At 65.5% G+C, this 24240-nt stretch carries 25 protein-coding genes; 15 read left to right on the top strand and 10 right to left on the bottom strand.

The window, feature by feature from the left end; translation table 11 throughout:
• The 4 genes from lptB to ptsN all read left to right on the top strand — a co-directional run.
• A partial coding sequence (gene lptB, locus NS365_RS06835) for an LPS export ABC transporter ATP-binding protein (protein WP_058599514.1) occupies positions 1-620 on the top strand: 620 nt, incomplete at its 5' end.
• A 155-nt stretch (positions 621-775) separates the two neighbouring features.
• Entirely contained in the window at positions 776-2275 is a 1500-nt protein-coding gene (rpoN, locus tag NS365_RS06830) for an RNA polymerase factor sigma-54 (RefSeq protein ID WP_058599513.1), read from the top strand.
• A 286-nt stretch (positions 2276-2561) separates the two neighbouring features.
• Positions 2562-3137, top strand: coding sequence for a ribosome hibernation-promoting factor, HPF/YfiA family (gene hpf / locus NS365_RS06825; protein ID WP_058599512.1), 576 nt, complete (start codon positions 2562-2564; stop codon positions 3135-3137).
• A gap of 136 nt (positions 3138-3273) precedes the next feature.
• Positions 3274-3732 (top strand): PTS IIA-like nitrogen regulatory protein PtsN, encoded by a 459-nt coding sequence (gene ptsN / locus NS365_RS06820; RefSeq protein WP_058599511.1) that lies wholly within the window; start codon positions 3274-3276, stop codon positions 3730-3732.
• 96 nt (positions 3733-3828) lie between these two features.
• Here ptsN and NS365_RS06815 read toward each other — a convergent pair whose 3' ends face one another.
• The 6 genes from NS365_RS06815 to NS365_RS06790 all read right to left on the bottom strand — a co-directional run bounded on the left by NS365_RS06815 (position 3829) and on the right by NS365_RS06790 (position 8424).
• The gene (locus NS365_RS06815) at positions 3829-4086 is read right to left on the bottom strand and encodes a DUF1150 family protein (RefSeq protein WP_244493382.1); all 258 of its coding nucleotides are present in this window, start codon (positions 4084-4086) and stop codon (positions 3829-3831) included.
• 44 nt (positions 4087-4130) lie between these two features.
• Positions 4131-4568 (bottom strand): Hsp20 family protein, encoded by a 438-nt coding sequence (locus tag NS365_RS06810; protein WP_058599510.1) that lies wholly within the window; start codon positions 4566-4568, stop codon positions 4131-4133.
• A 175-nt stretch (positions 4569-4743) separates the two neighbouring features.
• Positions 4744-5238: a peptide-methionine (R)-S-oxide reductase MsrB gene (msrB, locus tag NS365_RS06805; RefSeq protein WP_058599509.1), complete on the bottom strand. Its 495-nt coding sequence runs from the start codon at positions 5236-5238 to the stop codon at positions 4744-4746.
• Positions 5239-5434: 196 nt separating this feature from the next.
• A complete protein-coding gene (locus tag NS365_RS06800) occupies positions 5435-5998 on the bottom strand; it encodes a fasciclin domain-containing protein (protein WP_058599508.1) in 564 nt (187 codons plus the stop codon).
• A 107-nt stretch (positions 5999-6105) separates the two neighbouring features.
• Positions 6106-6543 carry an alternative ribosome rescue aminoacyl-tRNA hydrolase ArfB gene (gene arfB, locus NS365_RS06795; RefSeq protein ID WP_058599507.1) on the bottom strand — a complete coding sequence of 146 codons (438 nt, stop codon included), beginning with the start codon at positions 6541-6543 and terminating at the stop codon, positions 6106-6108.
• A gap of 267 nt (positions 6544-6810) precedes the next feature.
• Complete coding sequence (locus NS365_RS06790) at positions 6811-8424, bottom strand: phosphoenolpyruvate carboxykinase (RefSeq protein ID WP_058599506.1); 1614 nt, start codon at positions 8422-8424, stop codon at positions 6811-6813.
• Positions 8425-8753: 329 nt separating this feature from the next.
• Here NS365_RS06790 and NS365_RS06785 point away from each other — a divergent pair, with 329 nt between their 5' ends.
• Positions 8754-9233, top strand: a complete 480-nt coding sequence (locus NS365_RS06785) for a pyridoxamine 5'-phosphate oxidase family protein (protein WP_058599505.1) — start codon at positions 8754-8756, stop codon at positions 9231-9233.
• A 117-nt stretch (positions 9234-9350) separates the two neighbouring features.
• On the opposite strand, the gene NS365_RS06780 is transcribed toward NS365_RS06785, so the two are convergent.
• Positions 9351-10085: a methyl-accepting chemotaxis protein gene (locus tag NS365_RS06780; protein ID WP_058599504.1), complete on the bottom strand. Its 735-nt coding sequence runs from the start codon at positions 10083-10085 to the stop codon at positions 9351-9353.
• Between the two features lie 423 nt (positions 10086-10508).
• Between NS365_RS06780 and NS365_RS06775 the strand changes: the two genes are divergently transcribed.
• The 3 genes from NS365_RS06775 to NS365_RS06765 are packed head-to-tail and all read left to right on the top strand — an operon-like array spanning position 10509 to position 13509.
• Positions 10509-11225 carry a response regulator transcription factor gene (locus tag NS365_RS06775; RefSeq protein WP_058599503.1) on the top strand — a complete coding sequence of 239 codons (717 nt, stop codon included), beginning with the start codon at positions 10509-10511 and terminating at the stop codon, positions 11223-11225.
• Positions 11226-11248: 23 nt separating this feature from the next.
• Positions 11249-13045, top strand: coding sequence for a sensor histidine kinase (locus NS365_RS06770; RefSeq protein ID WP_058599502.1), 1797 nt, complete (start codon positions 11249-11251; stop codon positions 13043-13045).
• Positions 13045-13509, top strand: coding sequence for an HPr kinase/phosphorylase (locus tag NS365_RS06765; RefSeq protein ID WP_058599501.1), 465 nt, complete (start codon positions 13045-13047; stop codon positions 13507-13509). The genes NS365_RS06770 and NS365_RS06765 overlap by 1 nt, the downstream gene beginning before the upstream one ends.
• 66 nt (positions 13510-13575) lie before the next feature.
• Here NS365_RS06765 and NS365_RS06760 read toward each other — a convergent pair whose 3' ends face one another.
• The 3 genes from NS365_RS06760 to NS365_RS06750 form a co-directional block, all read right to left on the bottom strand.
• A complete protein-coding gene (locus NS365_RS06760; protein WP_058599500.1) occupies positions 13576-14457 on the bottom strand; it encodes a manganese catalase family protein in 882 nt (293 codons plus the stop codon).
• 184 nt (positions 14458-14641) lie between these two features.
• A complete protein-coding gene (locus tag NS365_RS06755; RefSeq protein ID WP_058599499.1) occupies positions 14642-15139 on the bottom strand; it encodes a ferritin-like domain-containing protein in 498 nt (165 codons plus the stop codon).
• A 161-nt stretch (positions 15140-15300) separates the two neighbouring features.
• The gene (locus NS365_RS06750; RefSeq protein WP_058599498.1) at positions 15301-16566 is read right to left on the bottom strand and encodes a glycerate kinase type-2 family protein; all 1266 of its coding nucleotides are present in this window, start codon (positions 16564-16566) and stop codon (positions 15301-15303) included.
• A 111-nt stretch (positions 16567-16677) separates the two neighbouring features.
• Between NS365_RS06750 and NS365_RS06745 the strand changes: the two genes are divergently transcribed.
• From NS365_RS06745 to lepA, 7 genes are all read left to right on the top strand, one after another.
• Positions 16678-17145 (top strand): CYTH domain-containing protein, encoded by a 468-nt coding sequence (locus tag NS365_RS06745; protein WP_058599497.1) that lies wholly within the window; start codon positions 16678-16680, stop codon positions 17143-17145.
• Positions 17146-17229: 84 nt separating this feature from the next.
• Entirely contained in the window at positions 17230-18192 is a 963-nt protein-coding gene (locus tag NS365_RS06740; protein ID WP_058599496.1) for a CHAD domain-containing protein, read from the top strand.
• 120 nt (positions 18193-18312) lie between these two features.
• On the top strand, positions 18313-18672 hold the full coding sequence (locus NS365_RS06735; RefSeq protein ID WP_058599495.1) for a TM2 domain-containing protein: 360 nt from the start codon (positions 18313-18315) through the stop codon (positions 18670-18672).
• Between the two features lie 92 nt (positions 18673-18764).
• A complete protein-coding gene (locus NS365_RS06730; RefSeq protein ID WP_058599494.1) occupies positions 18765-19553 on the top strand; it encodes a pseudouridine synthase in 789 nt (262 codons plus the stop codon).
• 326 nt (positions 19554-19879) lie between these two features.
• On the top strand, positions 19880-21067 hold the full coding sequence (locus NS365_RS06725; protein WP_058599493.1) for a YeeE/YedE family protein: 1188 nt from the start codon (positions 19880-19882) through the stop codon (positions 21065-21067).
• A 112-nt stretch (positions 21068-21179) separates the two neighbouring features.
• Positions 21180-22313: a GGDEF domain-containing protein gene (locus tag NS365_RS06720; protein WP_058599492.1), complete on the top strand. Its 1134-nt coding sequence runs from the start codon at positions 21180-21182 to the stop codon at positions 22311-22313.
• Positions 22314-22333: 20 nt separating this feature from the next.
• Positions 22334-24148, top strand: a complete 1815-nt coding sequence (gene lepA / locus NS365_RS06715; RefSeq protein ID WP_058599491.1) for a translation elongation factor 4 — start codon at positions 22334-22336, stop codon at positions 24146-24148.
• Positions 24149-24240 lie beyond the last annotated feature (92 nt).

Raw genomic sequence — 24240 nt, 5'->3', positions numbered from 1 at the left:
TCGGCCCCAACGGCGCGGGCAAGACGACCTGCTTCTACATGATCACCGGGCTCGTGCCGGTGGATGGCGGGCGCATCGAGCTGGACGGGCACGACATCACCCAGATGCCCATGTATCGCCGCGCGCGGCTCGGCATCGGCTACCTTCCGCAGGAAGCCTCGATCTTTCGCGGCCTATCGGTGGAGGACAATGTCCGCGCCGTTCTGGAGATGGTGGAGCCCGACAAGGCGGAGCGCGAGCGCCAGCTCACCGCGCTTCTGGAAGAGTTCCGCATCGCGCACCTGCGCAAGCAGCCCTCCACGGCGCTGTCGGGCGGCGAGCGGCGGCGTTGCGAAATCGCCCGCGCGCTGGCCTCGCGCCCGACCTTCATGCTTCTGGACGAGCCCTTCGCGGGCGTCGATCCGATTGCCGTGGCAGACATTCAGGAGCTCGTGCGTCATCTGACGCGTCGGGGGATCGGGGTTCTCGTAACCGACCACAATGTGCGCGAAACGCTGGGCCTGATCGACCGCGCCTATATCATGCATGCCGGCGCGGTGCTGACCCACGGCGCGCCGCAGGAGATCGTCGAGGACGCCGACGTGCGCCGCATCTATCTCGGCGAGCAGTTTACCTACTGAGCGTGTGATCGCCTCCCGCCCTTGACAAGCAAGTTGCGGACCAGTTTCCTGACGCGAGCATGAGGGGCCGTCCGCTGGTCGATCCAGACAGGTCGGACCACCCCATCGCCGGCCTGCCGCGCCGGCCGTTTCGGTATCCAAGGAGGGCTGGAGGCATGAATCTGTCTGTGAACCTCCAGATGCGTCAAAGCCAGTCCCTGGTGATGACGCCGCAGCTTCTCCAGTCGATCCGGCTTCTCCAGTTTCAACATGCCGAGCTTCAGGCCTTTCTGGAGCGGGAGGCCGAGGCCAATCCGCTGATCGAGGTCGAGGCCGGAACGGCGCAAAGCGCCCCGGAGGGCGGCGACGCCCCCGATGACCTCGCTCCCCTGTCGCCGGGAGCCGATCTGGCGCCGCTGACCGGCACACGCGACGATGGCGAGGTTTTCGCGGACGCGGCCGAGCGCATCGGCGACAATGCCGATGCCGCGCGGGACGATCTCGCCTTTTCGGGCGAAGGGCTGGTCTTGTCCGGCTTCGCGGCCGAAGACGACGGTATCGAGCGCATCGGCGAAGGGGTTCGGTCCCTGCGCGACCATGCGCTGGGCGAAATACACGATACGTTCGGCCACGCCACTGAGCGCGCGCTGGCGGAAACGCTCTTCGCCGAGTTGACGGAGGCCGGCTATCTCGCGGCCGACCCGGCCGAGCGCGCCGCCGAGCTGGGCGTAGCGCTTGAGGCGGCCGAGGCGCTCCTAATGCGGCTTCAGGCCTCCGCCGAGCCCGCTGGGCTGTTTGCGCGCGATCTGGCCGAGTGCCTCGCCATTCAGCTTCGTCGGCGTGGGCGCTTCGACCCGGTGATCGCCTGCGTGCTCGCGCATCTGCCGCTTCTGGCCCGGCGCGACTTCGCCGCGCTCGCTCGGCTGACGGGCGAAAGCGAAGCCGATGTCGCCGAGATGCTGAGCGAAATCCGCACGCTCGACCCGCGCCCCGGCGCGGGGCTCGGTGAGCCCGAAGCCACGCCCGTCACGCCCGACATCGTGGTGCGCGAGGACGCCGAGACCGGCCTTTGGCAGGCCGAGCTGAACGCCGCCGCCTTTCCGCGCCTCGTTCTGCGCGCGCCCGACAGCATCGCGCCCGCTGGCGCATTCCGCGCCGGTGAGCGCGGCTTCCTGACCCAATGCCAGCAATCGGCCAGCTGGCTGCAGCGCTCGCTGGAGCAGCGCGCTCGCACCATCCTGAAAGTCGCCGGCGAAATCCTGCGCCGTCAGGACGGGTTCATGGCCGAGGGCGTCGCGGGTCTGCGCCCCATGACGCTGATGGACATTGCCGAGGCGCTGGGCCTGCACGAATCGACGGTCAGCCGCGTCACCTCCGGCAAGTTCATGGCGACGCCGCGCGGCACGTTCGAAATGAAATTTTTCTTTACCGTCGCGATCGCCGCGTCGGGCGGGGGCGACGCGCATTCGGCCGAGAGCGTGAAGCTGCGAATCGGCCGCATGATCGCCTCTGAAACCGTCGATCATGTCCTGTCGGACGATGACATCGCCGCCCAGTTGCGGGAAGACGGCATCGAACTCGCCCGCCGCACCGTCGCCAAATATCGCGAAGCCCTCGGCCTTCCGTCGTCGGTTCAGCGCCGACGCGAACTCAACGCCAGACGCCTCGCGGGCTGACCGCGATCCTCCGTCGAGCGAGGGCATGATCGGCGCATGGCGGGCCAGAACCGCAGGGTTTCCCTGTACGGTTCGACAGGTCCTCGAGCGTCATGTCGGGGCGATTTGGAGCGAAGTCTGATCCTGTTTCCGGCGCAGATCAAGTCTTTCGCTCCGCTCCGTTTTGCGCTGGAATATGACGGTTCCGAGTGGCCGGAACCAAAGGCATCGCAACGTCTTGGAAGAGGGCGGCGAGCCGATGGTTCAGAGAAGGAACGGGCCGCCGGACGTTAGGAAGGAGAAACGAATGGCAATTCGTGTATCGGGCCGTCACATGGATGTCGGCGAGGCCTTTCGCACTCGGATCGACGAGAGGCTGAACGATCAGGTCGCCAAATATTTCGACGGCAATTTCAACGGCTCCGTCGTCATCTCCAAGGAATCCGCCCGCTACTGCGCGGACGTCACGCTTCATCTCGACAGCGGCGTGTATTTCCAGGCCACGGCCGAGTCGCATGATCCCGAGTCCTCGTACATCGAGGCGATGGAGAAGATCGAAAAGCGTCTGCGTCGCTACAAGCGTCGCCTGAAGGATCACAAGGCCAACGCCAACACCTCGCGCGAGATCGCCTATACCGTCATGAGCGCGGTGCCGGACGAGGAAGAGGAGGTCGCCGAAGACTTCGCACCCGCCGTGATCGCCGAGACCTCCATGATGCTCGGCACGATGAGCGTCGCCAATGCCGTGATGGAACTCGACCGGCGAGACGGGCCCGTCGTGGTCTTCCGCAACGGCGCGAGCGACACCGTGAACATCGTCTACCGACGCGCCGACGGCAATGTCGGCTGGATCGACCCCTCGACAGTGCGCCCCCAAGCCTGATAACGGAGCGCAACTCCAGAGCGCGGGAGAGGCCGGCAGCGGCTCCTCTCGCGACGATCTCTCCGACCTGACCGGGTCTCCAGCCCGATCGGGTCTTCCGGCGCTTGAGCGCCGGGCGACGTGGAAGGCATTAAACGTGGTTCTAGCCGATTTGATCGCCGAGGACGCCATTCTGCCTGCCCTTCGCTCTCATTCCAAAAAGCAGGTTCTGCAGGACCTTTCGGAAAAAGCGGCCGAACTTACCGGACTTTCGGCCCGTACCATCTTCGAGACCGTGCTCCAGCGCGAGCGTCTGGGCTCTACGGGCATCGGCAACGGCATCGCCATTCCCCATGGCAAGCTCAACGACCTTCCGCGCATTCACGGCGTCTTCGGACGGCTCAACAAGCCCGTCGATTTCGAAGCGGTCGATGATCAGCCCGTGGATCTCGTGTTCCTTCTGATTGCGCCCGAAACGGCGGGCTCGGACCATTTGAAGGCCCTGTCGAAGATCGCGCGCCTCCTGCGCAATCCGCGCGCCATCAGCGAGCTGCGCGCCGGCCGCGACGCGGCAACGCTGCACCATCTGATGACACAGGTCGAATTCCAGTCCTGAACGCGTTCGCCCATGAAAAAGCCGGCCCGGAGGATCATCCTCGGCCGGCTGCGTTTTCGGGAGGCTGCCTTTGCCTCTGAAGCGGTCAGTGCCTCTTCAATGCAGGCTCACCGTCATCAGCTCGTTTTCTGTGGCGCTCGCCAGGATGGAGCCCCGATCATCCGACACGGCCAAAGGCGTGCCGTCGGCGGAAAACAGCGCCCAGAGCTTGAGGCCGGGCCGAATGGCCTGGGCGGAGGGAAAGCGGGCGCGAATATCGTCGGACGACATGCGACGGAGATAGGCCAGATGGCCTTCGCCGAGCGCGGCGAGATCGGACTGGGACACCCTGCTCGAATGGTACGTGATGGTCATGATCATCTCCTTCGAAAACAAACGGGCGATCGGGTCGGCGGGTTTCATTCATCCACGGCGATCGCGATCTTCCTCACCACTCGCTCTGGTTCAGGCTTGACCAGATCGACCATCAGAAGACCGTTCTTCAGCTGCGCGCCCAGGATGCGCATGCCATCGGCGAAGAGAAAGCTCTTCTGGAACTGGCGCGACGCAATGCCCCGGTGCAGGAATTCACGGTCCGTCCGGTCGCTCTGTGCGCCCCGGATGGTCAACTGGTTCTCTTCTGTCGTGATCTCCAGGTCTTCGGGCTGAAAGCCCGCCACGGCCAGGGTGATGCGAATGGCGTCTCCGCCTGCATTCCCGTCCGCAGCCTCCGTCCGAATCCGCTCGATGTTGAAGGGCGGGTAGCCATCGCTCCCCTTCCCCAGACGTTCGAGCGTACGTTCCACTCCATCAAAGCCGAGCAGCAACGGACTGGAAAACGGCGTGAACCTGTTCATCTCTCGGCAAGCCCTTGTTTCAAGCGACTTATCGGCTGCAACCCCATTCAAGCGGCGATCACGGCCGATCCGTTTCGAATATGGTTGCTGGACCGGCCCGCTTCAATGCGCCACCGATCCAACCCCTATGAAGAACCCGAAAGCTTGACGGAGCGCTAATGCCGAAGACGCGTGGTCAGGACTGGGACTTGCCGGCTTCGAACTGAAGCGCCACGCCGTTGATGCAATGGCGCTTGCCGGTCGGCGGTGGGCCGTCGTCGAAGATGTGGCCGAGATGACCGCCGCATTGCGCGCAGTGAACCTCGGTGCGGGGATAGACCAGCACATAGTCCGTCCTGGTGCCGATGCTGCCGTCCACCGCGTCCCAGAAGCTCGGCCAGCCCGTGCCCGAATCGAACTTCGTGTCGGTGGAATAAAGCGCGTTGTCGCAGCCCGCGCAGTTGAAGAGGCCGCTCTCATGAACGTTCAGGAGCGGGCTGGTGAAAGGACGCTCAGTCGCCTCCTGCCGGAGCACGGCAAAGGCGTCGGGGCTCAAACGCGCGCGCCATTCGCGCTCGCTATAGGTCACGGAAAAGGTCTCGGCCTCCGCCTCGTCGCGCCAGAGCGCGTTTCCCGCGCCGAGCGCGAGCGCGGCCAGCGATCCGGACAAGAGAAAACGACGGCGATTCATGACGGGCCTCCAAGGGTGGGAAACGGATCGGCGCCCCATTCCCGTCTGGAGAATGGGACGCCGGTTGAGCAGGTTCAAGCAGAGCGACACGGCCGGCCCCAGCAATCGCGGCCCCTCGGCCGCCTCGCTTCACCGCAGCCAGGCTAGGGGCTGCGGCAAGGCTCGTTCCGAGCGCGGCTCTGCCGTGGCAGATCGATCAGGGCATCAGCACGGTGTCGATGACATGCACGACGCCGTTCTTCTGCATGACGTCGGCCTGCGTCACGGTGGCGACATTGCCCTTGGCGTCGGTCACGGTGAGCTTGTCGCCCTTCATGGCGAGGGTCAGTTCCTCGCCCTCGACGGTCTTCACCATGTGCTTGCCGCCATCGTCCTTGATCATCTTCATGGCCGCCTCGGACGTCGCCTTGGCCGGGACCACGTGATAGGTCAGGATCTTGGTCAGCTGAGCCTTGTTCTCGGGCTTCACCAGCGTTTCGACCGTGCCGGCCGGAAGCTTCTCGAAGGCCGCGTTGGTGGGCGCGAAGACGGTGAAGGGACCGGCGCCGTTCAGCGTATCGACAAGGCCGGCGGCCTTCACGGCGGCGACGAGCGTGGTCAGGTTCGAGGCGTTGGGCGCGTTCTCGGCAATGGTCTTGTTGGCGTACATCGGCGCACCGCCGACCTCCACCGACGCGCCCGACTGGGCATGGCTGGCACCTGCGACGCTGCCGGCGAGCACGAGACCCAGAGCGGCCGAGCGGATGAGGGACTGAAGCATGTCGGGTTTCCTCTTGTGAACCATCCCGATCGGGAGGCTGCCCAAGGTACGAAGACTGCTAACAATCGGTTTCATTGACTTACGATCACGAAAGCGTGACCGCACCCTTAATCCGAAACGCGCCCGCGCATTCGCTTGGTGTCCGAGCGGCCCTTCTTGGCTTGCAGCCGGCGCTCCACGGCCCCGCGCGAGGGACGCGTCTTCTTGCGCGGCGGCGCGGGTGGCACCAGGGCCTCGCGGATCAGCGCGACCAGACGCTCGCGCGCATCCTCGCGGTTGCGCTCCTGCGTGCGATGGCGCGAGGCTTCGATGAGGATTTCGCCCGCCTTCGTGGCGCGCTGGCCGGCAAGCTTCAGAAGACGTTCCTTCACGTCCTCGCCCAGAACGGTGGAGGCGCTGGCGAAGAAGCGAAGCTGAACGGCGGTCGAGACCTTGTTGACATTCTGCCCGCCCGGCCCGGCCGCGCGGATGAACACCTCCTCGATCTCGTCTTCGGGAATGATCGTGCGATGGCTCACCCGAAGCCCGCGAATCTCCTGTTCCATGACGCGCCCTTTTCGCCGCCTCGCGCTGGGCCGCGATCGGCCGCAAGGTCTTGAACGCGCCAAGCCGAGAGGAACCCAGTGAGGCTTCGCGCGAGGCCCTCGTTCGGGCAAAGCCCGCCGCCCTGTCAAGCCGCGAGCGGCACCCCCCTCAAACGACGAGGGCCTGCGCCCTTTCGGTCGCAAGCCCTCGCTCCTCCTCCCAGAGAAGCCCTTATAGATGGTTCGCAGGCCGGCGGCCGAAATCGGCGGCCTGCGATGGAGCGAAACCTACTCGGCCGCGAGCGGCAGCGAGGCCGGGGCGGCGCCGAGCACCGAGCCGTCCACATGCGCTTCGAACTTCTCGAAGTTGCGGCGGAACATGTCGGCGAGCTTGCGGGCCTGCGCGTCGTAGGCGACCCCATCCGCCCAGGTCGAGCGCGGGTCGAGAATGGCAGTTTCGACGCCCGGTACCGCGACCGGCACCTGGAAGCCGAAATGCGGGTCGGTGCGGAACTCGGCATTCTTCAACGAGCCGTCCAGCGCCGCGTTCAGGAGCGTGCGCGTCACCTTGATCGGCATCCGCCGGCCCGTGCCGTAGGCGCCGCCCGTCCAGCCGGTCGAGACCAGCCAGCAATCGACCTCGTGCCGCGCGATGAGATCGCGCAGGAGATTGCCGTATTCGGCCGGATGACGCGGCATGAAGGGCGCGCCGAAGCAGGTCGAGAAGGTCGCCTCCGGCTCGGTCACGCCCTTTTCCGTGCCGGCGACCTTGGCGGTGTAGCCGGACAGGAAGTGGTACATGGCCTCGGCGGGCGAGAGCTTGGCGATCGGCGGCATCACGCCGAAGGCATCGGCCGTCAGCATGATGATGTTCTTGGGGTGCGCGCCCCGGCCCGTGTCGCTGGCATTGGGAATGAAATGCAGCGGGTAGGCGGCGCGGGTGTTCTCGGTCAGCGAACCGTCGTCGAAATTGGGAACGCGGTTCTCGTCCAGAATGACGTTTTCGAGCACCGTCCCGAACATGCGGGTCGTGGCGAAGATTTCCGGCTCGGCCTCGGCCGAGAGGCGGATCGTCTTGGCGTAGCAGCCGCCTTCGAAGTTGAAGACGCCGTCCTCGCCCCAGCCATGCTCGTCATCGCCGATCAGCGTGCGGCGCGGGTCGGCCGAGAGCGTCGTCTTGCCGGTGCCCGACAGACCGAAGAAAACCGCCGTGTCGCCGTTCGCGCCGATATTGGCCGAGCAGTGCATGGGCATGACGCCGGTTTCCGGCAGGCGGTAGTTGAGGACGGTGAAGACCGACTTCTTCATCTCGCCGGCATAGGTCGTGCCGCCGATCAGGATGATGTTGCGCGTGAAGTCGCAGGCGATCACCGTTTCGGTGCGGCAGCCATGGCGCTCCGGGTCCGCCTTGAAGGAGGGCAGGTCGATGATCGTCAGCTCCGGCACGAAGCTTTCCAGCTCTTCGGCCGTCGGGCGGATCAGAAGATTGCGGATGAAGAGCGAGTGCCAGGCGAATTCGGTGACGACGCGGGCGCGGATCGCGTTCGCCTCGTCGGCGCCGCCGACGAGATCCTGCACGAAGAGGTCGCGCCCCGCCGCCTGAGCCTTGAAATCCTCATAGAGGCGCTCGAAGGCGGCCGGGTCCATCGGCTTGTTGTTGTCCCACCAGACGCGCGGATCGGTGGTCTCGTCGCGCACGACGAACTTGTCCTTCGGGCTGCGCCCGGTGTGCTGACCCGTGGTGACGACCAGCGCGCCGTGTGCGGTCAGACGACCTTCGCCACGCTGGAGCGCGGTCTCGACCAGTTCCGCCTCGCCGGCATTCCAGCGAAGGGAAGAAAGGCCCGACAGTCCGGTCGATTCGATTCCAATGCGGGAATTGCGGATTCCGGTTTCTTCCATGGGTCCGTCTCCTGATCACGCTGCGCACAAGCAACGCCGCCTCACGGAAACGAGATAACTCAACGACCGAGCTTCATCAACAGATCGAAACACTAAAACTGAAATGATTTCAGTCGTTTAATCGGTTTAGATTTTTTACATGACAGTCTAAATCGGTTCAATCGCGGTTTTAATCGCATTAAGTGCCGAAGGATTTTTTTTGCATCCCGTTTCAAGAATCGTCGTCTTACTCACTCGGACCGATTCTGCGTGGCACCTTTCGGCTGGCCATGCGTTCTGGCCTCTCCAAGCGGACTTGTCCTGTCCGCACCAGACGCAAGGGAAACCACATGGCTGCTGAAGCGACCGACAAGTTCTGGGACATGGCCGAAGACTTCTCGACCTGCATGGTCACGACGCGCGATGGCCAGCGCCTGCGCTCCCGCCCCATGGCGCCCTATCTCTCGCGCGAGCGCGGCGAGATCCTGTTCTTGACCGACGCGACCTCCCACAAGGTGGACGAGGTCGAGGCCGAGCCGCAGGTCGCCTGCAGCTTCACGCAGAAGAACGAATATGTGGCCGTGTCCGGCACCGCGCGGGTCAGCCAGGACCGGGCGCTGATCGACGAAATCTGGGACGACGAGGCCGAAGCCTGGATGCCGCAGGGCAAGGATGGCCCCAATGTCGCCGTGCTCGTCGTCACGCCCTCGCAGGCCGAAATCTGGGACGTGACATCCAACAAGCTGACGCAGGCTTGGGAATTCGCCAAGGCCTATATCGGCGACAAGCCGCAGCCCGATACGACTGAGAACGTGAAGGTTCAGCTCTAAGCGCGAACGCCCCTCGCGAAGACGGGGCACTACCAGGGCGCCACCGTCTCCAGACAGTCATCAACATTTCGGGCCGGCCCAAGCGGCCGACCCGAAGCTTCAAGGTGGAGGATGGGGTCAGGCGACCCGACGCAAGGCCGGGCCGCTCGTCCAGCGTTCCTCAGACATCCCGTCGGCCAGGTCGAAGCGCGAGTTCAGGCGAAGCAGAGCCTCGTTGATCTGCTGCGCGCCGGCGTTCTGCTCGCTGCAGGCGGCCGAAATTTCGCGCACCAGTTCCGACGTGCGCCGAATGCCGGGCACGAGATCAACCAGCATATTCCCCGCCTCTTCGGAGGTTTTGAGCGTCGAGACGGACAGCGCGCCGATTTCGGCGGCCGCATGCTGCGAGCGTTCGGCCAGCTTGCGCACCTCGGACGCCACGACCGCGAAGCCCTTGCCGTGCTGTCCGGCACGAGCCGCTTCGATGGCCGCGTTCAGTGCCAGAAGATCGGTCTGACGGGCGATTTCCTGGACGATCTTGGTGCGTTCGGCGATCTGGCGCATCGCATCCACGGACTTGGCCACGGCCTGCCCACTGCGCTCGGCATTGTCACGCGCCTCGTTGGCGATGCGCTCGGTCTGTGCGGCGTTGGAGGCGTTCTGCGCGATATTGGATGCCATCTCTTCCATGGCGGACGAGGCTGCGGATGTCGCGCCCATCTGGGCTTCGCGCAGCGTCGCCTGCTTCTGTTCCATGGTCTTGCGCGCATGAATGTCGCTCAGCGAACCGCCGATGCGAACCGGATCGCCTGCCGCATCGCGCGTGCAGCCGCCGGTGGCGTTGAACCAGCGATAGGTGACGCCATCGGCCATGCGCAGACGGTAATCGACATGATAGGGGGTTCAGCATGAAAACTCCCCATTCGAGGTAGGGTTTATCTCAGATCATAAAACAGGCTTCCGAACGACAAGCATCTATCGCGCAAAGAACACTAGTTCTCACGTCGAACAGGTAAGAATTCGAAGTAAAAAATCGTCCAGAATGTGACATCGCGCAGCCTTCGGCAGAGCGGTCGGGGGGACGCGAAATCCTCTTCGCGCTGTCGATGGTTTGAAAAAGTGTCACGAACGCCACATTTGACAGGCATGGGCATGAGGAGAACCGAATCGCCCGGCCCTTCGCGCTGACGACGGGAGGCTTGCACCCTCCCCGAAAAGCGGTGAAGCGACAGGGCACGACCGAAGAACTCGGGTGGTGCGCCTCCCGTCGAACGCAGATCATGGAGTTGAGATTTCATGCCGACGATTGCGCTGGTGGATGACGACCGGAACATCCTGACGTCGGTCTCGATCGCGCTCGAGAACGAGGGCTACCGGGTCGAGACCTACACCGACGGCGCGTCGGCGCTGGAGGGCCTCTCTGCGCATCCCCCGCATCTGGCGATCTTCGACATCAAGATGCCGCGCATGGACGGCATGGAGCTTCTGCGCCGCCTGCGCCAGAAGTCGGATCTGCCGGTGATCTTCCTCACCTCGAAGGACGAGGAGATCGACGAGTTGTTCGGCCTCAAGATGGGTGCCGACGATTATATTCGAAAGCCCTTCTCGCAGCGCCTTCTGGTGGAGCGGGTGCGCGCCATTCTGCGGCGCGGCCAGCCGCGCGACGCGGCCGCCCCTGGCGCCGCGGGCAAGACCGGCCCTTCGCCAGAATCCTCGCTGGAGCGCGGCCAGCTCGTGATGGACCAAGAGCGCCACACCTGCACCTGGATGGGTCAGCCGGTGACGCTGACCGTCACCGAATTCCTGATCCTGCATTCGCTGGCGCAGCGGCCGGGCGTCGTGAAAAGTCGCGACGCGCTGATGGACGCGGCCTATGACGAGCAGGTCTATGTCGACGATCGCACGATCGACAGCCACATCAAGCGCCTGCGCAAGAAGTTCAAAGCCATCGACGACGATTTCGACATGATCGAAACGCTCTACGGCGTCGGCTATCGCTTCCGCGAAGCCTGAGCGACAGTGTAGCGGGAGCCTTCTTGGCCGACAGCACGACAGACACCCAGGACGAGAGCCCGCCCGCGCGGCGGGTCGCCTCGTCGCGCCCGCGCTGGCGGCGCGTGCCCTTCGTGCGCCGCAGCCTGATCCGGCTGCGCTGGCTGCTCGGCCATTCCATCTTCTCGTCGCTGACGCGGCGCATCGTCTTTCTCAATCTGGTCGCGCTGATCGTCCTCGTTTCGGGCATTCTCTATCTCAACCAGTTCCGCGCCGGGCTGATCGACGCGCGCGTGGAAAGCCTGCTGACGCAGGGCGAAATCATCGCCGGGGCCATCGCCTCCTCGGCCACGGTGGATACCAATTCCATCACGCTCGACCCGGAGCGGCTTCTGGAAATGCAGGCGGGCTCGACGCTTCAGCCCAACCCCGACCTGTCGGAATCGCTCGATTTTCCGATCAACCCGGAGCGCGTGGCCCCGCTTCTGCGCCGCCTGATCTCGCCGACGCGCACCCGCGCCCGCCTCTACGACCGGGACGCCAATCTCATTCTCGACTCGCGCCATCTCTACTCGCGCGGCCAGATCCTGCGCTACAGCCTGCCGCCGGTCGAAAAGGAGGACGAGGACTTTTTCGAATGGCTGGGCTCGCGCACCGCCCGCCTGTTCGGCCATGGCGACCTGCCGATCTACAAGGAAACGCCGGGCGGCTCCGGCGCGACCTATCCCGAGGTCATGAGCGCCCTGACGGGCGGTCCCTCGACGGTCGTGCGCTCCACCGAGAATGGCGAGTTGATCGTCTCCGTCGCCGTCCCGATCCAGCGGTTCCGCGCCGTGCTCGGCGTTCTGCTCCTGTCCACGCAGGGCGGCGACATCGATAAGATCGTGCAGGCCGAGCGCATGGCGATCGTGCGCACCTTCGCGGTCGCGGCCCTCGTCACCGTGGTCCTGTCGATCCTTCTTGCCTCCACCATCGCGACGCCGCTGCGCCGCTTGTCGGCCGCCGCGATCCGCGTGCGCCGGGGCGTCAACGCGCGCGAGGAGATCCCCGATTTCGGCGACCGCGCCGACGAGGTCGGCCATCTCGCCTCCGCCATCCGCGACATGACCAACGCGCTCTATGCCCGCATGGACGCGATCGAGAGCTTCGCGGCCGATGTCAGCCACGAGTTGAAGAACCCGCTGACCTCGCTGCGCTCGGCCGTCGAGACGCTGCCGCTGGCGCGCAACGAGAACTCGCGCGAGCGCCTGCTCGCCGTGATCCAGCACGATGTGAAGCGCCTCGACCGGCTCATCACCGATATTGCCGACGCTTCGCGGCTCGACGCGGAACTCGCGCGGGAAGTCGCCGGGCGCGTCGATCTCTCTCCGCTGATCGGCTCGGTTGTGGACGGGGCGCGCGCGCATCTGAAGGCCGGGCGCGACACGCGGATCGAGTATCACGTGGCGGCTCTGCCGCCGGGCAAGAGCTACAAGACCGCCGGGCACGATCTGCGCCTCAGCCAGGTTTTCACCAATCTGATCGACAATGCCCGCTCCTTCGTGCCGGAAACGGGCGGTGAGATCACCATTCGGCTGCGCCGCCAGAACCGGCGCATCATCACCACGGTCGAGGACAATGGGCCGGGCATCCAGGCCGAGAAGATCGACCGCATCTTCGAGCGCTTCTACACGGACCGACCGGGCGCCGAATCCTTCGGCCAGAATTCGGGCCTCGGCCTGTCCATCTCGCGCCAGATCGTCGAAGCGCATGGCGGCGAGATTTCGGCCGAGAACCTGACGCGGCCGGACGGCACGCTCGCGGGCGCGCGCTTCACCGTGTCGCTTCCGGCCGAAGACTGATGCCGGCCCATCTCCACGCCACGCTGGTGGTGATCGACGGCGCCGGCATCCTGATCCGGGGCGCATCGGGCGGCGGCAAGTCCTCGCTCGCCATCTCGCTCCTGCGTCGGGCGGAGGCCGCCGGCCACCATGCGAGGCTCGTGGCGGACGATCAGGTCTTCGTGGAAGCGCGCGGGGAGGATGTGTTCGGCCACGCCCCGCCCGCCATCGCCGGCCTCATCGAAATCCGGGGCGTCGGCATCCTCCAGCAGCCCTTCGCGGGCGAAGCGCGCGTGGCGCTCGTGGTGGACCTCTCTGGTCGCGAGGCGCTGGAGCGCCTGCCCGAGCCCTCCTTCGTGCCGATCGCCGGCCTTTCCGTGCGCCGCATCCACCTGCCCGAGCGCGATCCGGCCTTCGGCGCGGACGTAGTGCTGACCGTTCTTGCGACCTCCCTCCAACGCGAAAAGGGCGAGCCGAAGGTTTGATCCCTCGACCCGCCCCGTCCTTTGGCCGGCGGTCCCGATTCGCCGGCCGTTCTCATTCACTCCAGATCAGATGTTGCGCTCGATCGCGCCTTCGATGCTGCCAAGCAGGCCCGTCGTGCCCGATTTCGAGGTCTGGGCCACCTGCGCGCCGCCATCGGGCCGCGCGGGGGCGAGCGACGGCTTGCCGCCCATGGGCTCGGAGCGCATGGCGGTGAACTCGCCCTTGCCGTCCATCGACGGGCCGGCCGTCCAGCGGCCTTCCGGGATGGAGCCGTCCACCATGTGGCCGAAATAGGCATAGGAGTATGTCTGGTTTTCCTTCTCCTGCGGGAAGGAATTGGGGATCGGCAGGTTCATTTCGTCACCGCCCATGTCTTCCAGCGCGGCCAGCCATTGCTGCTGGTGCATCGTGTCGCGCGCGATCATGAAGGCCAGCATCTCCTTCATGCCGGTATCGTCGGTCATGTTGTAGAGCCGCACCGCGAGCGCTCGGCCCGTCGATTCCGCGCAGACATTGGAATACATGTCGGCCGCCAGATTGCCCGAAGCGTAGATATGCGACATGTCGAAAGGCACGCCGTTGGCGTCCACCGGCATAGCCGCGAGACCAGCCGAGAGGACATGGCGCATGTCCATGCCGTTCAGGACGGCGCCCGCCGCCGTATCGGCCGAGATGTCCTCCTGTATCGACAGCGGGGCCTTTTCGAGATTGAGCGCGACGGCTGTCGCCAGCATCTCGATATGGCCGAGTTCTTCGGTCGCGGTGTTCAGCAGCATGTCGCGATACTTGGCCGGGCCACGCGCGCCGAAGGCCTGAAACATATATTGCATGGCGACGCGAATCTCGCCTTCGACGCCGCCGATCGCCTGTTGCAGAGCCTTGGCGAACACCGGATTGGGCCGTTCGACTCGAACCGGAAACTGAAGTTTTCCGTCGGTATAGAACATGCTCTCGTCCTCTTCGATTGGGATGAAATCTCCAAGAGAGGAAGAAATTCTGGAGCGCGCCGTTCCGGTTCAGAACAATACTTTTCAAGAGACGCGAAACGTTGCCAAACTATTGTTAGCCCGACAAAAAACCCGCCCGTTCTCGGAAAACGGACGGGTTGTCATTCGAACGCAGCGTGATGGATCAGGCGGCTTCCGAGCGGGCGTAGTCGAGTTGGTCGGCAATGGCCGTCAGTTTCTCGTCGGTCGCCTTTTCCTCCTGGAGCGTCTCGTCCAGAAGCTTGGCCGCGTCGTCATAGCCGAGCTTGGTCGCCCAGGTCTTGAGCAGGCCATACCGCGCGATCTCGTAATGCTCGATCGCCTGCGCACAGCCGATCAGCACCTGATCGGCGGCGTCGGTCTGGCCGAAATCCTCCAGATCCTCCTCCATCTCGGAGGTCAGGCCCTGCATGGCCTCGCAGGTCTTGGCGCGCGCGCTGCGGCCGATCATCTCGAAGACCTGCTGCAAGCGCTCCACCTGCCCCTGGCTTTCCTCGGCATGGGCCTCGAAGGCCTCGCGCAGTTCCTCGGCCTGCGCCGACTTGGCGGACTTCTTGAGCGCGCGCACCGACTGCTTCTCGGCGTAGTACACGTCCTTCAGGGTCTCGTAGAAAGCGTCTTCGAGGGTCTTGGGCTTGGCCATCTTGGGTCACGTCCTTTTCCGGTCGAAACGGGCCGCGCAGCCGTGCCGGCCCGTCTGTTACGATCGCACCAGCAATCGCCGCGCCGCCGGGCCGTTCCCGGAAATGACGGTAGCGCCCTAAGCACAGCCGGCTGATTGATCCCCGGACTTCGGATGGCTTCTCAAGCGATCAGGATCGCCCGGATGTCGTTGACATTGGTCAGCGTCGGGCCGGTGCGCAGGAGATCGCCCAGCCGGTCGAACAGCGTGTAGCTGTCATGGCCGGCAAGAAACGCCGCCGGGTCGAGCCCCATGCCGTGAGCCCGCGCCAGCGTGTCGGGCGCGACGAAGGCCCCCGCCGCGTCCTCCGTGCCGTCGATCCCGTCCGTGTCCCCGGCCAGCGCGTAGACGCCGGCTTCCCCCTTTAGCGCCACGGCGAGCGACAGGAGAAACTCCGTGTTGCGCCCGCCCCGGCCGGGTTTGCCGGCACCGATCGTCACCGTCGTCTCACCACCCGACAGAAGAAGAAGCGGGGCGGGCGCGGGGTGACCGTGGCGGCGGACCGAGCGCGCGATGCCGGCCATGAGGATGCCGGCCTCGCGCGCTTCGCCCTCCAGCGCATCACCCAAGAGCAGCGGCGTGACGCCGGCTTTGTGCGCGTGTGCGGCAGCCGCTTCCAGCGCCATCTGCGGGGTCGCGATCAGGCGATAGTCGGCTTCGAAGGGTTCCGATGCCGGCTGCGGACTCGTCAGAGGCCGGCGCGCGCCCTCGGGCAGATCCGGCCCCAGACGCCGCGCGAGGTCGCCGAGATCGTCGGCCGCTTCCGGGTCGAACACGGTCGGCCCTGAGGCGATGGCGCGCGGATCGTCGCCCGGTACGTCGGAGATCGCGAGCGTCACGAGGCGCGCCGGGCGCGCCGCCAGCGCCAGCCGCCCGCCCTTGATCGCCGACAGGCGACGGCGCACGCGGTTCATGTCGTTGATGCCGGCACCCGAGGCGAGAAGCAGGCGGTTCACGATCATCTTATCCTCGAGCGTCAGCCCGTCCGCCGGCAGGGCGAGCAGCGCCGAGCCCCCGCCCGAGATCAGTGCCAGGACGAGATCGTCCGGCGTCAACCCGTGGAGGCGCGCGAGGATGCGCCGCGCGGCGTGTTCGCTCGCCGCATCCGGCACGGGATGGGCCGCTTCCAGCACCTCGATCCGCCGGGTCGGCACGCTGTGGCCGTAGCGCGTGACGACCGTGCCTTCGAGCGGGACATCGGGCCAGGCGTCCTCCAAAGCCGCCGCCATCAGGGCGGCCGCCTTGCCAGCGCCCACCACGACGCAGCGCCCCTTCGGCTTCTCAGGTAGGAAACCTTCGAGAACACTGCGCGGATCGGCGCTCCGCACCGCCGCGCCGAACATGTCTGTCAAAAAGCCCTTGGCTCCGTCTCGCGTCCCGTCCAGCATAGCAACCTCCCCTGTTCCCGCCCTTCATAACAGGCCGGAGCCTGCGTCAAAGAGGCACGAAATCGCTCACGAGCCTCTTCCCTTCCCCAGCGGATACGCCATCCTCCCACCATGGGAACCGAGATCGAACGCAAGTTTCTCTTGAGCGGCGACGGATGGCGCGCTGCGGCCGATGAGGGAACCGACATCCGCCAGTTCTATCTGGCGATTCGCGAGGGGTTGACGGTTCGCGCGCGCATCAAGGGCGAGGCGAAGGCCCTTCTGACGATCAAGAGCGGCGTGGGCATGACGCGCGGCGAATATGAATACGAGATTCCGCTGGCCGATGCGCGGGAGCTTGAGGCCGTGCGCGTCGGCTCGCTCATCGCCAAGCGCCGCTTTCGCGTTCCGCTGGGCGCGCTGGTGGTGGAAGTGGACTGTTTCTCCGGCGATCTCGCCCCGCTCGTCCTGGCCGAGATCGAACTGCCGGCGGAAGATCACGCCGTCGATCTGCCGGACTGGCTGGGCGAGGAGGTGACGGAGGACGGCCGCTACACCAATGCCGCGCTCGCCATGGCCGGGCGGCCGCCGCCCCGCTGACGCGGCCCGCCTTGCAACCCGTTTCACCCTCGCGCGCTTCCCCCGACGCCACCTCAACCGACAAAAGGGCACGAGCAGACCCCGATGGCCTATCGCTTCAATCCCCGCCACCTTCTCGACGCCAATCTGCGCCGCATCGCGGGCGAGCAGATCGAGAAGGCGATCCGCGACCTGACCGACGAAGAAGGCGATCGGCACGAGGGCATTCACGAGGCGCGCAAGCGCCTCAAGAAGCTGCGCGGCTTGTTGCGGCTGGTGCGCACGGGCGCGCCGGCTTTCGCGCGAAACGAGAATGTCCGCTACCGCGACGCCGCGCGCCATCTCTCGGGCGTGCGCGACCGCACGGCGCTGATCGAGGCGCTGGACGGCTTGCAGGAGCGCTTCCACGACGAGGTGGAAACGCAGTCCTTCGCCGTGGTGCGCACTGCGCTGGAGCTGAAGCGCGAGGCCGCGCAGGAGGCTTTGGGCGACGGGACCGATCATCTGTCGCAGACGCTCTCGGCACTGGAAGAGGCCAAGGGCGCGGCCGAGGCGTTCCGGCTGCCGGCCAAGCGGCAAGACGCCATTCTGCGCCGGGGGCTTCGGGCCAATTACGCGCGCGCCGTCGCCGATCTCGACGTCGCGCTCTCGACCGGCGAGTCGGAGGCGTTTCACGATCTGCGCAAGCGCGTCAAATATCTCTCCATGCATTTCAAGCTTCTGGAGCCGGCTTGGCCCGAGGCTCTGGCCCCGTTGCGCGAGGAGGCCGAGCAGGCCGCCGAGGAGCTCGGTCGCGATCACGACTATGCGGTGCTGCGTGCGGAAATGGCCGCCGAGCCCGAAAGCTTCGGTGCGCGGGCCGATCTCGACGTGGTTCTGGCGCTTCTCGACCGGCATCAGAGCGAGCTGCGCGCCAGCGCCATCCGCCGCTGCGAGCGTCTTCTGGCGGAAAGCCCCAAGGCCTTCGCCAAGCGCATCCAGTCGCTTCTGGCCCTGAGCGCTGACGAGCCGAACGGCGCCGCGCCTCCCGAACCGCCCGAAGCCGAGCGCCGCCGCGCGGAGGTTTAAGGCTCGGCTTTACGAATTTCTTTTTAGGGTTGTGCTGATACGTTACCCCCTCATCGGTCGCATATCCTCTCCCTTCGTGCCGAGGGTTGGGAGGCTCATGCCGATTTCTGGGGGAACGACATGGCGCTTTCGACGCAAGAGCAAATCCTGATCGAGCAGAAGGTCACGAACGAGGCCAAATCCACGGGCACCGCCTATATCCTATGGCTTGCTCTCGGTGGATTTGGCGGCCATCGCTTCTACTTGGGTCGAACCGGTAGCGCCATCGCCCTGCTGTGTTTGAGCGTGGTCGGCATCATCACCTCGGTCATCGGCATTGGCCTGCTTGTGATGATCGGTGTCGGCATCTGGCTGATTGTCGATGCGATACTGATTCCTGGTATGGTAGCCGAGCAGAAGAACCGGGTTCGAAGCGACCTGACGATGGCTGCTTTGGCAAACTCCGCCTCCAGCTTGGACCCAGCGCTGGAAGCACGTTGAGCCGCGTCCGCGAACGTTGAAGCCGAGACGGAGCTAGTGCCGCAGCGCTCAAAGAGCTACGACGCCGCTATGTCGCTCGTCCCGTGCCTCTCATGAAACGCCCGCGCCCACCCCACGCTGCCTCGCCCGTTTCCTCGCGTCCGCCCAAACCGGCGGCGAAGGTCGGACATGGGCTGGCGCGGGTTCTATCCAAGCTCGGCTATTGCTCGCGCAGCCAGGGCGAGGCGCTGGTGCGCGAGGGGCGCGTCTGCGTGGACGGGCGTGTCATCCGCGACCCCGAACACCGCACCGACGCCGCCACGATGAGGCTGACCGTGGACGGGCACCCCGTTTCGGCGGAGCGACGCGTCGTGCTGATGCTCAACAAGCCGCGCGGGCTCGTGACGACGCGGGACGACCCGGAAGGCCGCGACACGGTGTTCCGCTGCCTCGAAGGGCTGGACCTGCCCCACGTCTCGCCGGTCGGCCGGCTCGACAAGGCGAGCGAGGGGCTGCTTCTCTTCACCAACGACACGACCTTCGCGCAGGCGCTTCTCGACCCCGGCCAGCACGCGCCCAAGACCTATCACGTGCAGGTGGACGGCCTGCCCGACGAGGCGCTTCTCACGCGCATCGCGGGCGGCGTGGAAGATCGCGGCGAATGGCTCGGCACGCTTTCGGTTCGCCTTTTGCGGCAGGGCGACAAGACGGCCTGGCTGGAGATCGTGCTCGGCGAAGGGCGCAACCGCCATATTCGCCGGCTTCTCGACGCCTTCGGGCTGGAAACGTTGCGCCTCGTGCGCGTGGCGATCGGCAGTCTCGAACTCGGCGACTTGGCCAAGGGCCAAACGCGGGAACTCTCCGCAGATGAAATCCGCTGCCTCGCCATCCGCAGGGATTGAGGGCATCGGCGCGCGGCCTTCAGGGATTGGCTCCAGGATGGTGGCCCGACCTCCAGCCTACACAGCCCGGCCCGCTATGGTCCTCGTGTCGAAGCGCTCGTGCCGAGCACCGCCCCCAGCGTGCCGCTCGGAGCTATACCCAGCGGCATCGATGCGGGCGAATGCACCCGCCCGCATCCTGCGGAACAGGATTTCGCCGTCACTCTGATGGACGATCACCGCGACCCATTTGCAATCGAATGTTGGAACGGCGTTCTTTGCCGGGTCGAAACCGGAAGCTTAGCTTACGAATAACGATCCGTACCCTATCCCAAAGGAGGCCCGGCATGAGCCGCGCACTCTCCGCTCCTGCCCTGCCCGCACCGAAAATCCAGCCTCCGGCGCTTCTGGCGGCTCTCGCGCTCCTTCTCGGCACGGGGGCGATCGGGGCTGTCGTCAGTCCGAGACAGGGCGCGCTGTTTCTTCTGGGCGGCGCTCTCGGCCTCGTTCTCTACCATGCCTCCTTCGGCTTCACCTCCGCCTGGCGCGTCTTCATCGCGGAAGGGCGCGGCAGGGGCCTGCGCGCGCAGATGGTGATGCTGGCGCTCGCCGTTCTCCTGTTCTTTCCGGTTCTCGCCTCCGGCGCGCTGTTCGGCACGCCGGTGAAGGGCTCGCTCGCGCCACTCTCCACCGGCGTCGTGTTCGGCGCCTTCATCTTCGGCATCGGGATGCAGATGGGGGGCGGCTGCGCCTCCGGCACGCTCTTCACGGCGGGCGGCGGCAATGCGCGCATGTTGGTGACGCTTCTGTTCTTCGTCATCGGCTCGGTGCTCGGCACCGTCCATTTCGACTGGTGGCTGTCGCTGCCCGCGCTCCCGCCCGTTTCGCTGGTGCAAAGCTTCGGCGCGGCCGGCGGCATCGCCCTGTCGCTGGCACTGTTCGCCGCCATTGCCGCGATCACTGTTTTCGTCGAGCGACGCCGCCATGGCGCGCTGGAGCGCGAGGCTCCCTCGCCCACGCAAGGGTTCGCCCGTTTCGCGCGCGGCCCCTGGCCGGTGGTGGCGGGCGCCATCGCTCTGGCGCTCCTGAACTTCGTCACCCTCGCGCTCGCCGGCCGCCCCTGGGGTATCACCTCCGCCTTCGCGCTCTGGGGCGCCAAGGGTGCCGCCGCTCTCGGCTTCGATCCGGCCTCCTGGAGCTATTGGCAGACGCCGGCCAATGCGCAGGCGCTCTCGAGCAGCGTGTTCACCGACGTCACCTCGGTGATGAATTTCGGCATCATCGCCGGGGCGATGCTGGCGGCAGGACTGGCCGGGCGATTCGCGCCGAGCCTGCGGATTCCCTTGCGATCTTTGGTCGCGGCGGTGATCGGCGGCCTCCTGCTCGGCTATGGTGCGCGCATTGCCTATGGCTGCAATATCGGAGCCTATTTTTCCGGTATTTCGTCTGGAAGTCTCCATGGTTGGCTCTGGCTGGTCGCCGCCTTTGCCGGCAATGTCGCGGGCGTTCGGCTGCGCCCCATCTTCTTCCGTTGAGATAGGCACCTCAGGAATCGTTGACCGGCCATTAATCCGTACTGGGCTTAATATCTGCAGTTGCAGCCATTGCGTGCCGCAGATCGTTTTTCAACCCAGGCGGTATCTCCCCGTGTCCCTCGACAGCACGACGCTCCATGTCTGCAATGCCCTTTTGAGCGCCACCTATGGGCTCATGTTCCTGGGCGCATGGAGCGTTCAACGAAGCGAACGGCATTTCCTGTTCTGGGCCGCCAGCCTTCTCGTGAACGCGATCTGCGTCGCCGGGTTCGCCTATGCACCGCGCGCCTATCCCGGCATCGTCAGCCTGCTGATTCTGGGCGTCGTCGTGGCCATTCAATGTCTTTGGATGGGGATGCGCAGCTTCGATGGCCGCCGACCGTTCAAGCCGCCCCTTTTGTGGCTGCCTCTGATGAGCTTCCCGGCCCATCTTCTGGTGATCGAGACGCTGCCGGCCAATCTGGCCGCGGCCTTCGGGTTTCTGGCTTTGACGCTGATGGCCGGCGGAGCCTCGCTCTATACGCTGCGACGCGGCGAAGATCGCCGCTCCCTGCCTCGCCGCACCTGCGGGCTTGCGCTCTTCGCCTATGTCCCGGTCTATGCGATCTCCGCCATCGACTCGGTGGCCGGTCGTTTCGACAACGCCACGTTCCTGCTTCTGTCCGATCAGGTGATCTGCAGCATTCTCGTCGTCTCGCTCTTTTCGGTGACGTTGAAGCGCTCGCGCCGGGCGCTGGAGGCGCAGGCGCTTCAGGACGGCTTGACCGGCGCCCTGAACCGCACCGGGCTCGAATATCAGCTCGCGCGCGGCGGCCGCCTTGCCGGGCGCACGGTGCTGGCCGTCGATCTCGACCATTTCAAGCTGATCAACGATCGCTTCGGCCATGCCGCCGGCGACGAGGTGCTGCAGCGTTTCGCAGCGCTCGCCCGGCGCCAGTTGGGTCCGGGCGACCTCCTGGCCCGCACGGGCGGCGAGGAATTCGTGCTGGTGCTGGCGGGTGAGCGAGGCGGCCGCAGCCCGGACCAGCGCGCCGAAGACCTGCGCCGGCTCTTTGCCGAAACGCCGACGCCCTGGCGCGGCGGCCTCATCCCGGCCACTGTCTCGATCGGCCTGGCGGACGTCTCCCCCGGCACCAGCTTCTGCGACAGCATGGAGGCCGCCGACCGCGCGCTTTACAGGGTCAAACAGGCCGGCCGAAACCGTGTGATGTCGGCCCACGCGATTTCATTTCCGGTTTCGGCTTAAATTCAATATATGCGGGCGTCATGAGCCAGACGCCTCTTTCCCGCATCCGCAACTTCTCCATCGTCGCCCATATCGACCATGGCAAATCCACCCTTGCCGATCGGCTGATCCAGCTGACGGGCGGTCTCGACGCGCGCGAGATGGCCGGCAAGGAGCAGGTTCTCGATAATATGGACATCGAGAAGGAACGCGGGATCACCATCAAGGCGCAGACCGTGCGCCTCACCTATCTCGCCAAGGATGGGCATACCTATGTCCTGAACCTCATCGACACGCCGGGACACGTCGATTTCGCCTACGAGGTCTCGCGCTCACTCTCCGCCTGCGAGGGCGCGCTGCTGGTGGTGGACGCCGCGCAAGGCGTCGAGGCGCAGACGCTCGCCAATGTCTATCTGGCGCTCGACAACAATCTCGAGATCGTGCCGGTCCTCAACAAGATCGACCTGCCGGCGGCCGAGCCCGATAAGGTGAAGGAGCAGATCGAGGAGGTCATCGGCATCGACTCCTCCGAGGCCGTCCTGATCTCGGCGAAATCCGGTATCGGCATCGAGGACGTGCTTGAAGCCATCGTCACGCGCCTGCCCGCCCCCAAGACCGGCGACCGATCGGCGCCGCTGAAAGCGATGCTGGTGGACTCCTGGTACGACGCCTATCTCGGCGTCGTCGTCCTCGTGCGCATCATCGACGGCGAGCTGAAGAAGGGCCAGGTCATCCGCATGATGGGCACGGACGCCAAGTACCCGGTGGACCGGGTCGGCGTCTTCACGCCCAAGATGGTCAACATGGACTCGCTCGGCCCCGGCGAGCTCGGCTTCATCACCGCCTCCATCAAGGAAGTGGCCGATACGCGCGTCGGCGATACGATCACCGAGGACAAGCGCCAGACGGCCGAGATGCTGCCGGGCTTCCAGCCCGCCCAGCCCGTGGTTTTCTGCGGCCTGTTCCCGACCGACGCCGCCGCGTTCGACGACCTGCGCGCCGCCATGGGCAAGCTGCGCCTCAACGACGCGAGCTTCTCGTTCGAGATGGAAAGCTCGGCCGCGCTCGGTTTCGGCTTCCGCTGCGGCTTCCTCGGCCTGCTGCACCTGGAGATCATCCAGGAGCGTCTGAGCCGTGAGTTCGACCTCGACCTCATCGCGACGGCGCCCTCGGTCGTTTACGACCTGAAGCTCACCAACGGCACGACGATCCCGCTGCATAACCCGGCCGACATGCCTGATACGATGCAGATCGAATCGATCTTCGAGCCCTGGATCAAGGCGACGATCCTGACGCCGGACGACTATCTCGGCAATATCCTGACGCTATGCCAGGAGCGGCGCGGCATTCAGGTCGATCTGTCCTATGTCGGCAAGCGCGCCATGGTGACCTACGAGCTGCCGCTGAACGAGGTCGTCTTCGACTTCTACGACCGCCTGAAGTCGATTTCCAAGGGCTATGCGTCCTTCGATTACCAGCTCGCGGACTACCGCGAGGGCGACCTCGTGAAGCTTTCGGTGCTCGTCAATGCCGAGCCGGTGGACGCGCTCTCGATGCTGGTGCATCGGACGCAGGCCGAGAAGCGCGGCCGCGCCATGTGCGAGAAGCTGAAGGAGCTGATCCCGAACCACCTGTTCAAGATTCCGATTCAGGCGGCGATCGGCGGCAAGGTGATCGCGCGCGAAACCATCTCGGCGCTCCGCAAGGACGTGACGGCCAAGTGCTATGGCGGCGACGCGTCGCGCAAGCGCAAGCTCCTCGACAAGCAGAAAGAGGGCAAGAAGCGGATGCGCCAGTTCGGCAAGGTGGACATTCCTCAGGAGGCCTTCATCGCCGCGCTGAAGATGGACAGCTGACCGCCGGTCTTACGCGACTGGGCTTCAGAACGCCGCCGTCCCGCAAGGGAGGCGGCGTTTTTCATGGGCCCCCGGCACAGAGATCGCGTCCC

Source organism: Aureimonas ureilytica (genome assembly GCF_001475935.1).
GTDB lineage: Bacteria > Pseudomonadota > Alphaproteobacteria > Rhizobiales > Rhizobiaceae > Aureimonas > Aureimonas ureilytica_A.
Note: the sequence above shows the minus strand (reverse complement) of the source record. Positions and strands in the feature narration are given on the sequence as shown.

What these genes read in the sequence shown, in the direction of transcription:
- NS365_RS06765 (WP_058599501.1), top strand. Translation starts at nt 13,045, where the DNA reads ATGCCGGCCCATCTCCACGCCACGCTGGTGGTGATCGACGGCGCCGGC.
- NS365_RS06785 (WP_058599505.1), top strand. Translation starts at nt 8,754, where the DNA reads ATGGCTGCTGAAGCGACCGACAAGTTCTGGGACATGGCCGAAGACTTC.
- NS365_RS06790 (WP_058599506.1), bottom strand. Translation starts at nt 8,424, where the DNA reads ATGGAAGAAACCGGAATCCGCAATTCCCGCATTGGAATCGAATCGACC.
- NS365_RS06745 (WP_058599497.1), top strand. Translation starts at nt 16,678, where the DNA reads ATGGGAACCGAGATCGAACGCAAGTTTCTCTTGAGCGGCGACGGATGG.
- NS365_RS06725 (WP_058599493.1), top strand. Translation starts at nt 19,880, where the DNA reads ATGAGCCGCGCACTCTCCGCTCCTGCCCTGCCCGCACCGAAAATCCAG.
- NS365_RS06760 (WP_058599500.1), bottom strand. Translation starts at nt 14,457, where the DNA reads ATGTTCTATACCGACGGAAAACTTCAGTTTCCGGTTCGAGTCGAACGG.
- NS365_RS06775 (WP_058599503.1), top strand. Translation starts at nt 10,509, where the DNA reads ATGCCGACGATTGCGCTGGTGGATGACGACCGGAACATCCTGACGTCG.
- NS365_RS06755 (WP_058599499.1), bottom strand. Translation starts at nt 15,139, where the DNA reads ATGGCCAAGCCCAAGACCCTCGAAGACGCTTTCTACGAGACCCTGAAG.
- hpf (WP_058599512.1), top strand. Translation starts at nt 2,562, where the DNA reads ATGGCAATTCGTGTATCGGGCCGTCACATGGATGTCGGCGAGGCCTTT.
- NS365_RS06810 (WP_058599510.1), bottom strand. Translation starts at nt 4,568, where the DNA reads ATGAACAGGTTCACGCCGTTTTCCAGTCCGTTGCTGCTCGGCTTTGAT.
- NS365_RS06735 (WP_058599495.1), top strand. Translation starts at nt 18,313, where the DNA reads ATGGCGCTTTCGACGCAAGAGCAAATCCTGATCGAGCAGAAGGTCACG.
- NS365_RS06750 (WP_058599498.1), bottom strand. Translation starts at nt 16,566, where the DNA reads ATGCTGGACGGGACGCGAGACGGAGCCAAGGGCTTTTTGACAGACATG.
- rpoN (WP_058599513.1), top strand. Translation starts at nt 776, where the DNA reads ATGAATCTGTCTGTGAACCTCCAGATGCGTCAAAGCCAGTCCCTGGTG.
- NS365_RS06780 (WP_058599504.1), bottom strand. Translation starts at nt 10,085, where the DNA reads ATGGCCGATGGCGTCACCTATCGCTGGTTCAACGCCACCGGCGGCTGC.
- arfB (WP_058599507.1), bottom strand. Translation starts at nt 6,543, where the DNA reads ATGGAACAGGAGATTCGCGGGCTTCGGGTGAGCCATCGCACGATCATT.
- NS365_RS06800 (WP_058599508.1), bottom strand. Translation starts at nt 5,998, where the DNA reads ATGCTTCAGTCCCTCATCCGCTCGGCCGCTCTGGGTCTCGTGCTCGCC.
- NS365_RS06730 (WP_058599494.1), top strand. Translation starts at nt 18,765, where the DNA reads ATGAAACGCCCGCGCCCACCCCACGCTGCCTCGCCCGTTTCCTCGCGT.
- msrB (WP_058599509.1), bottom strand. Translation starts at nt 5,238, where the DNA reads ATGAATCGCCGTCGTTTTCTCTTGTCCGGATCGCTGGCCGCGCTCGCG.
- NS365_RS06740 (WP_058599496.1), top strand. Translation starts at nt 17,230, where the DNA reads ATGGCCTATCGCTTCAATCCCCGCCACCTTCTCGACGCCAATCTGCGC.
- NS365_RS06815 (WP_244493382.1), bottom strand. Translation starts at nt 4,086, where the DNA reads ATGACCATCACGTACCATTCGAGCAGGGTGTCCCAGTCCGATCTCGCC.
- lepA (WP_058599491.1), top strand. Translation starts at nt 22,334, where the DNA reads ATGAGCCAGACGCCTCTTTCCCGCATCCGCAACTTCTCCATCGTCGCC.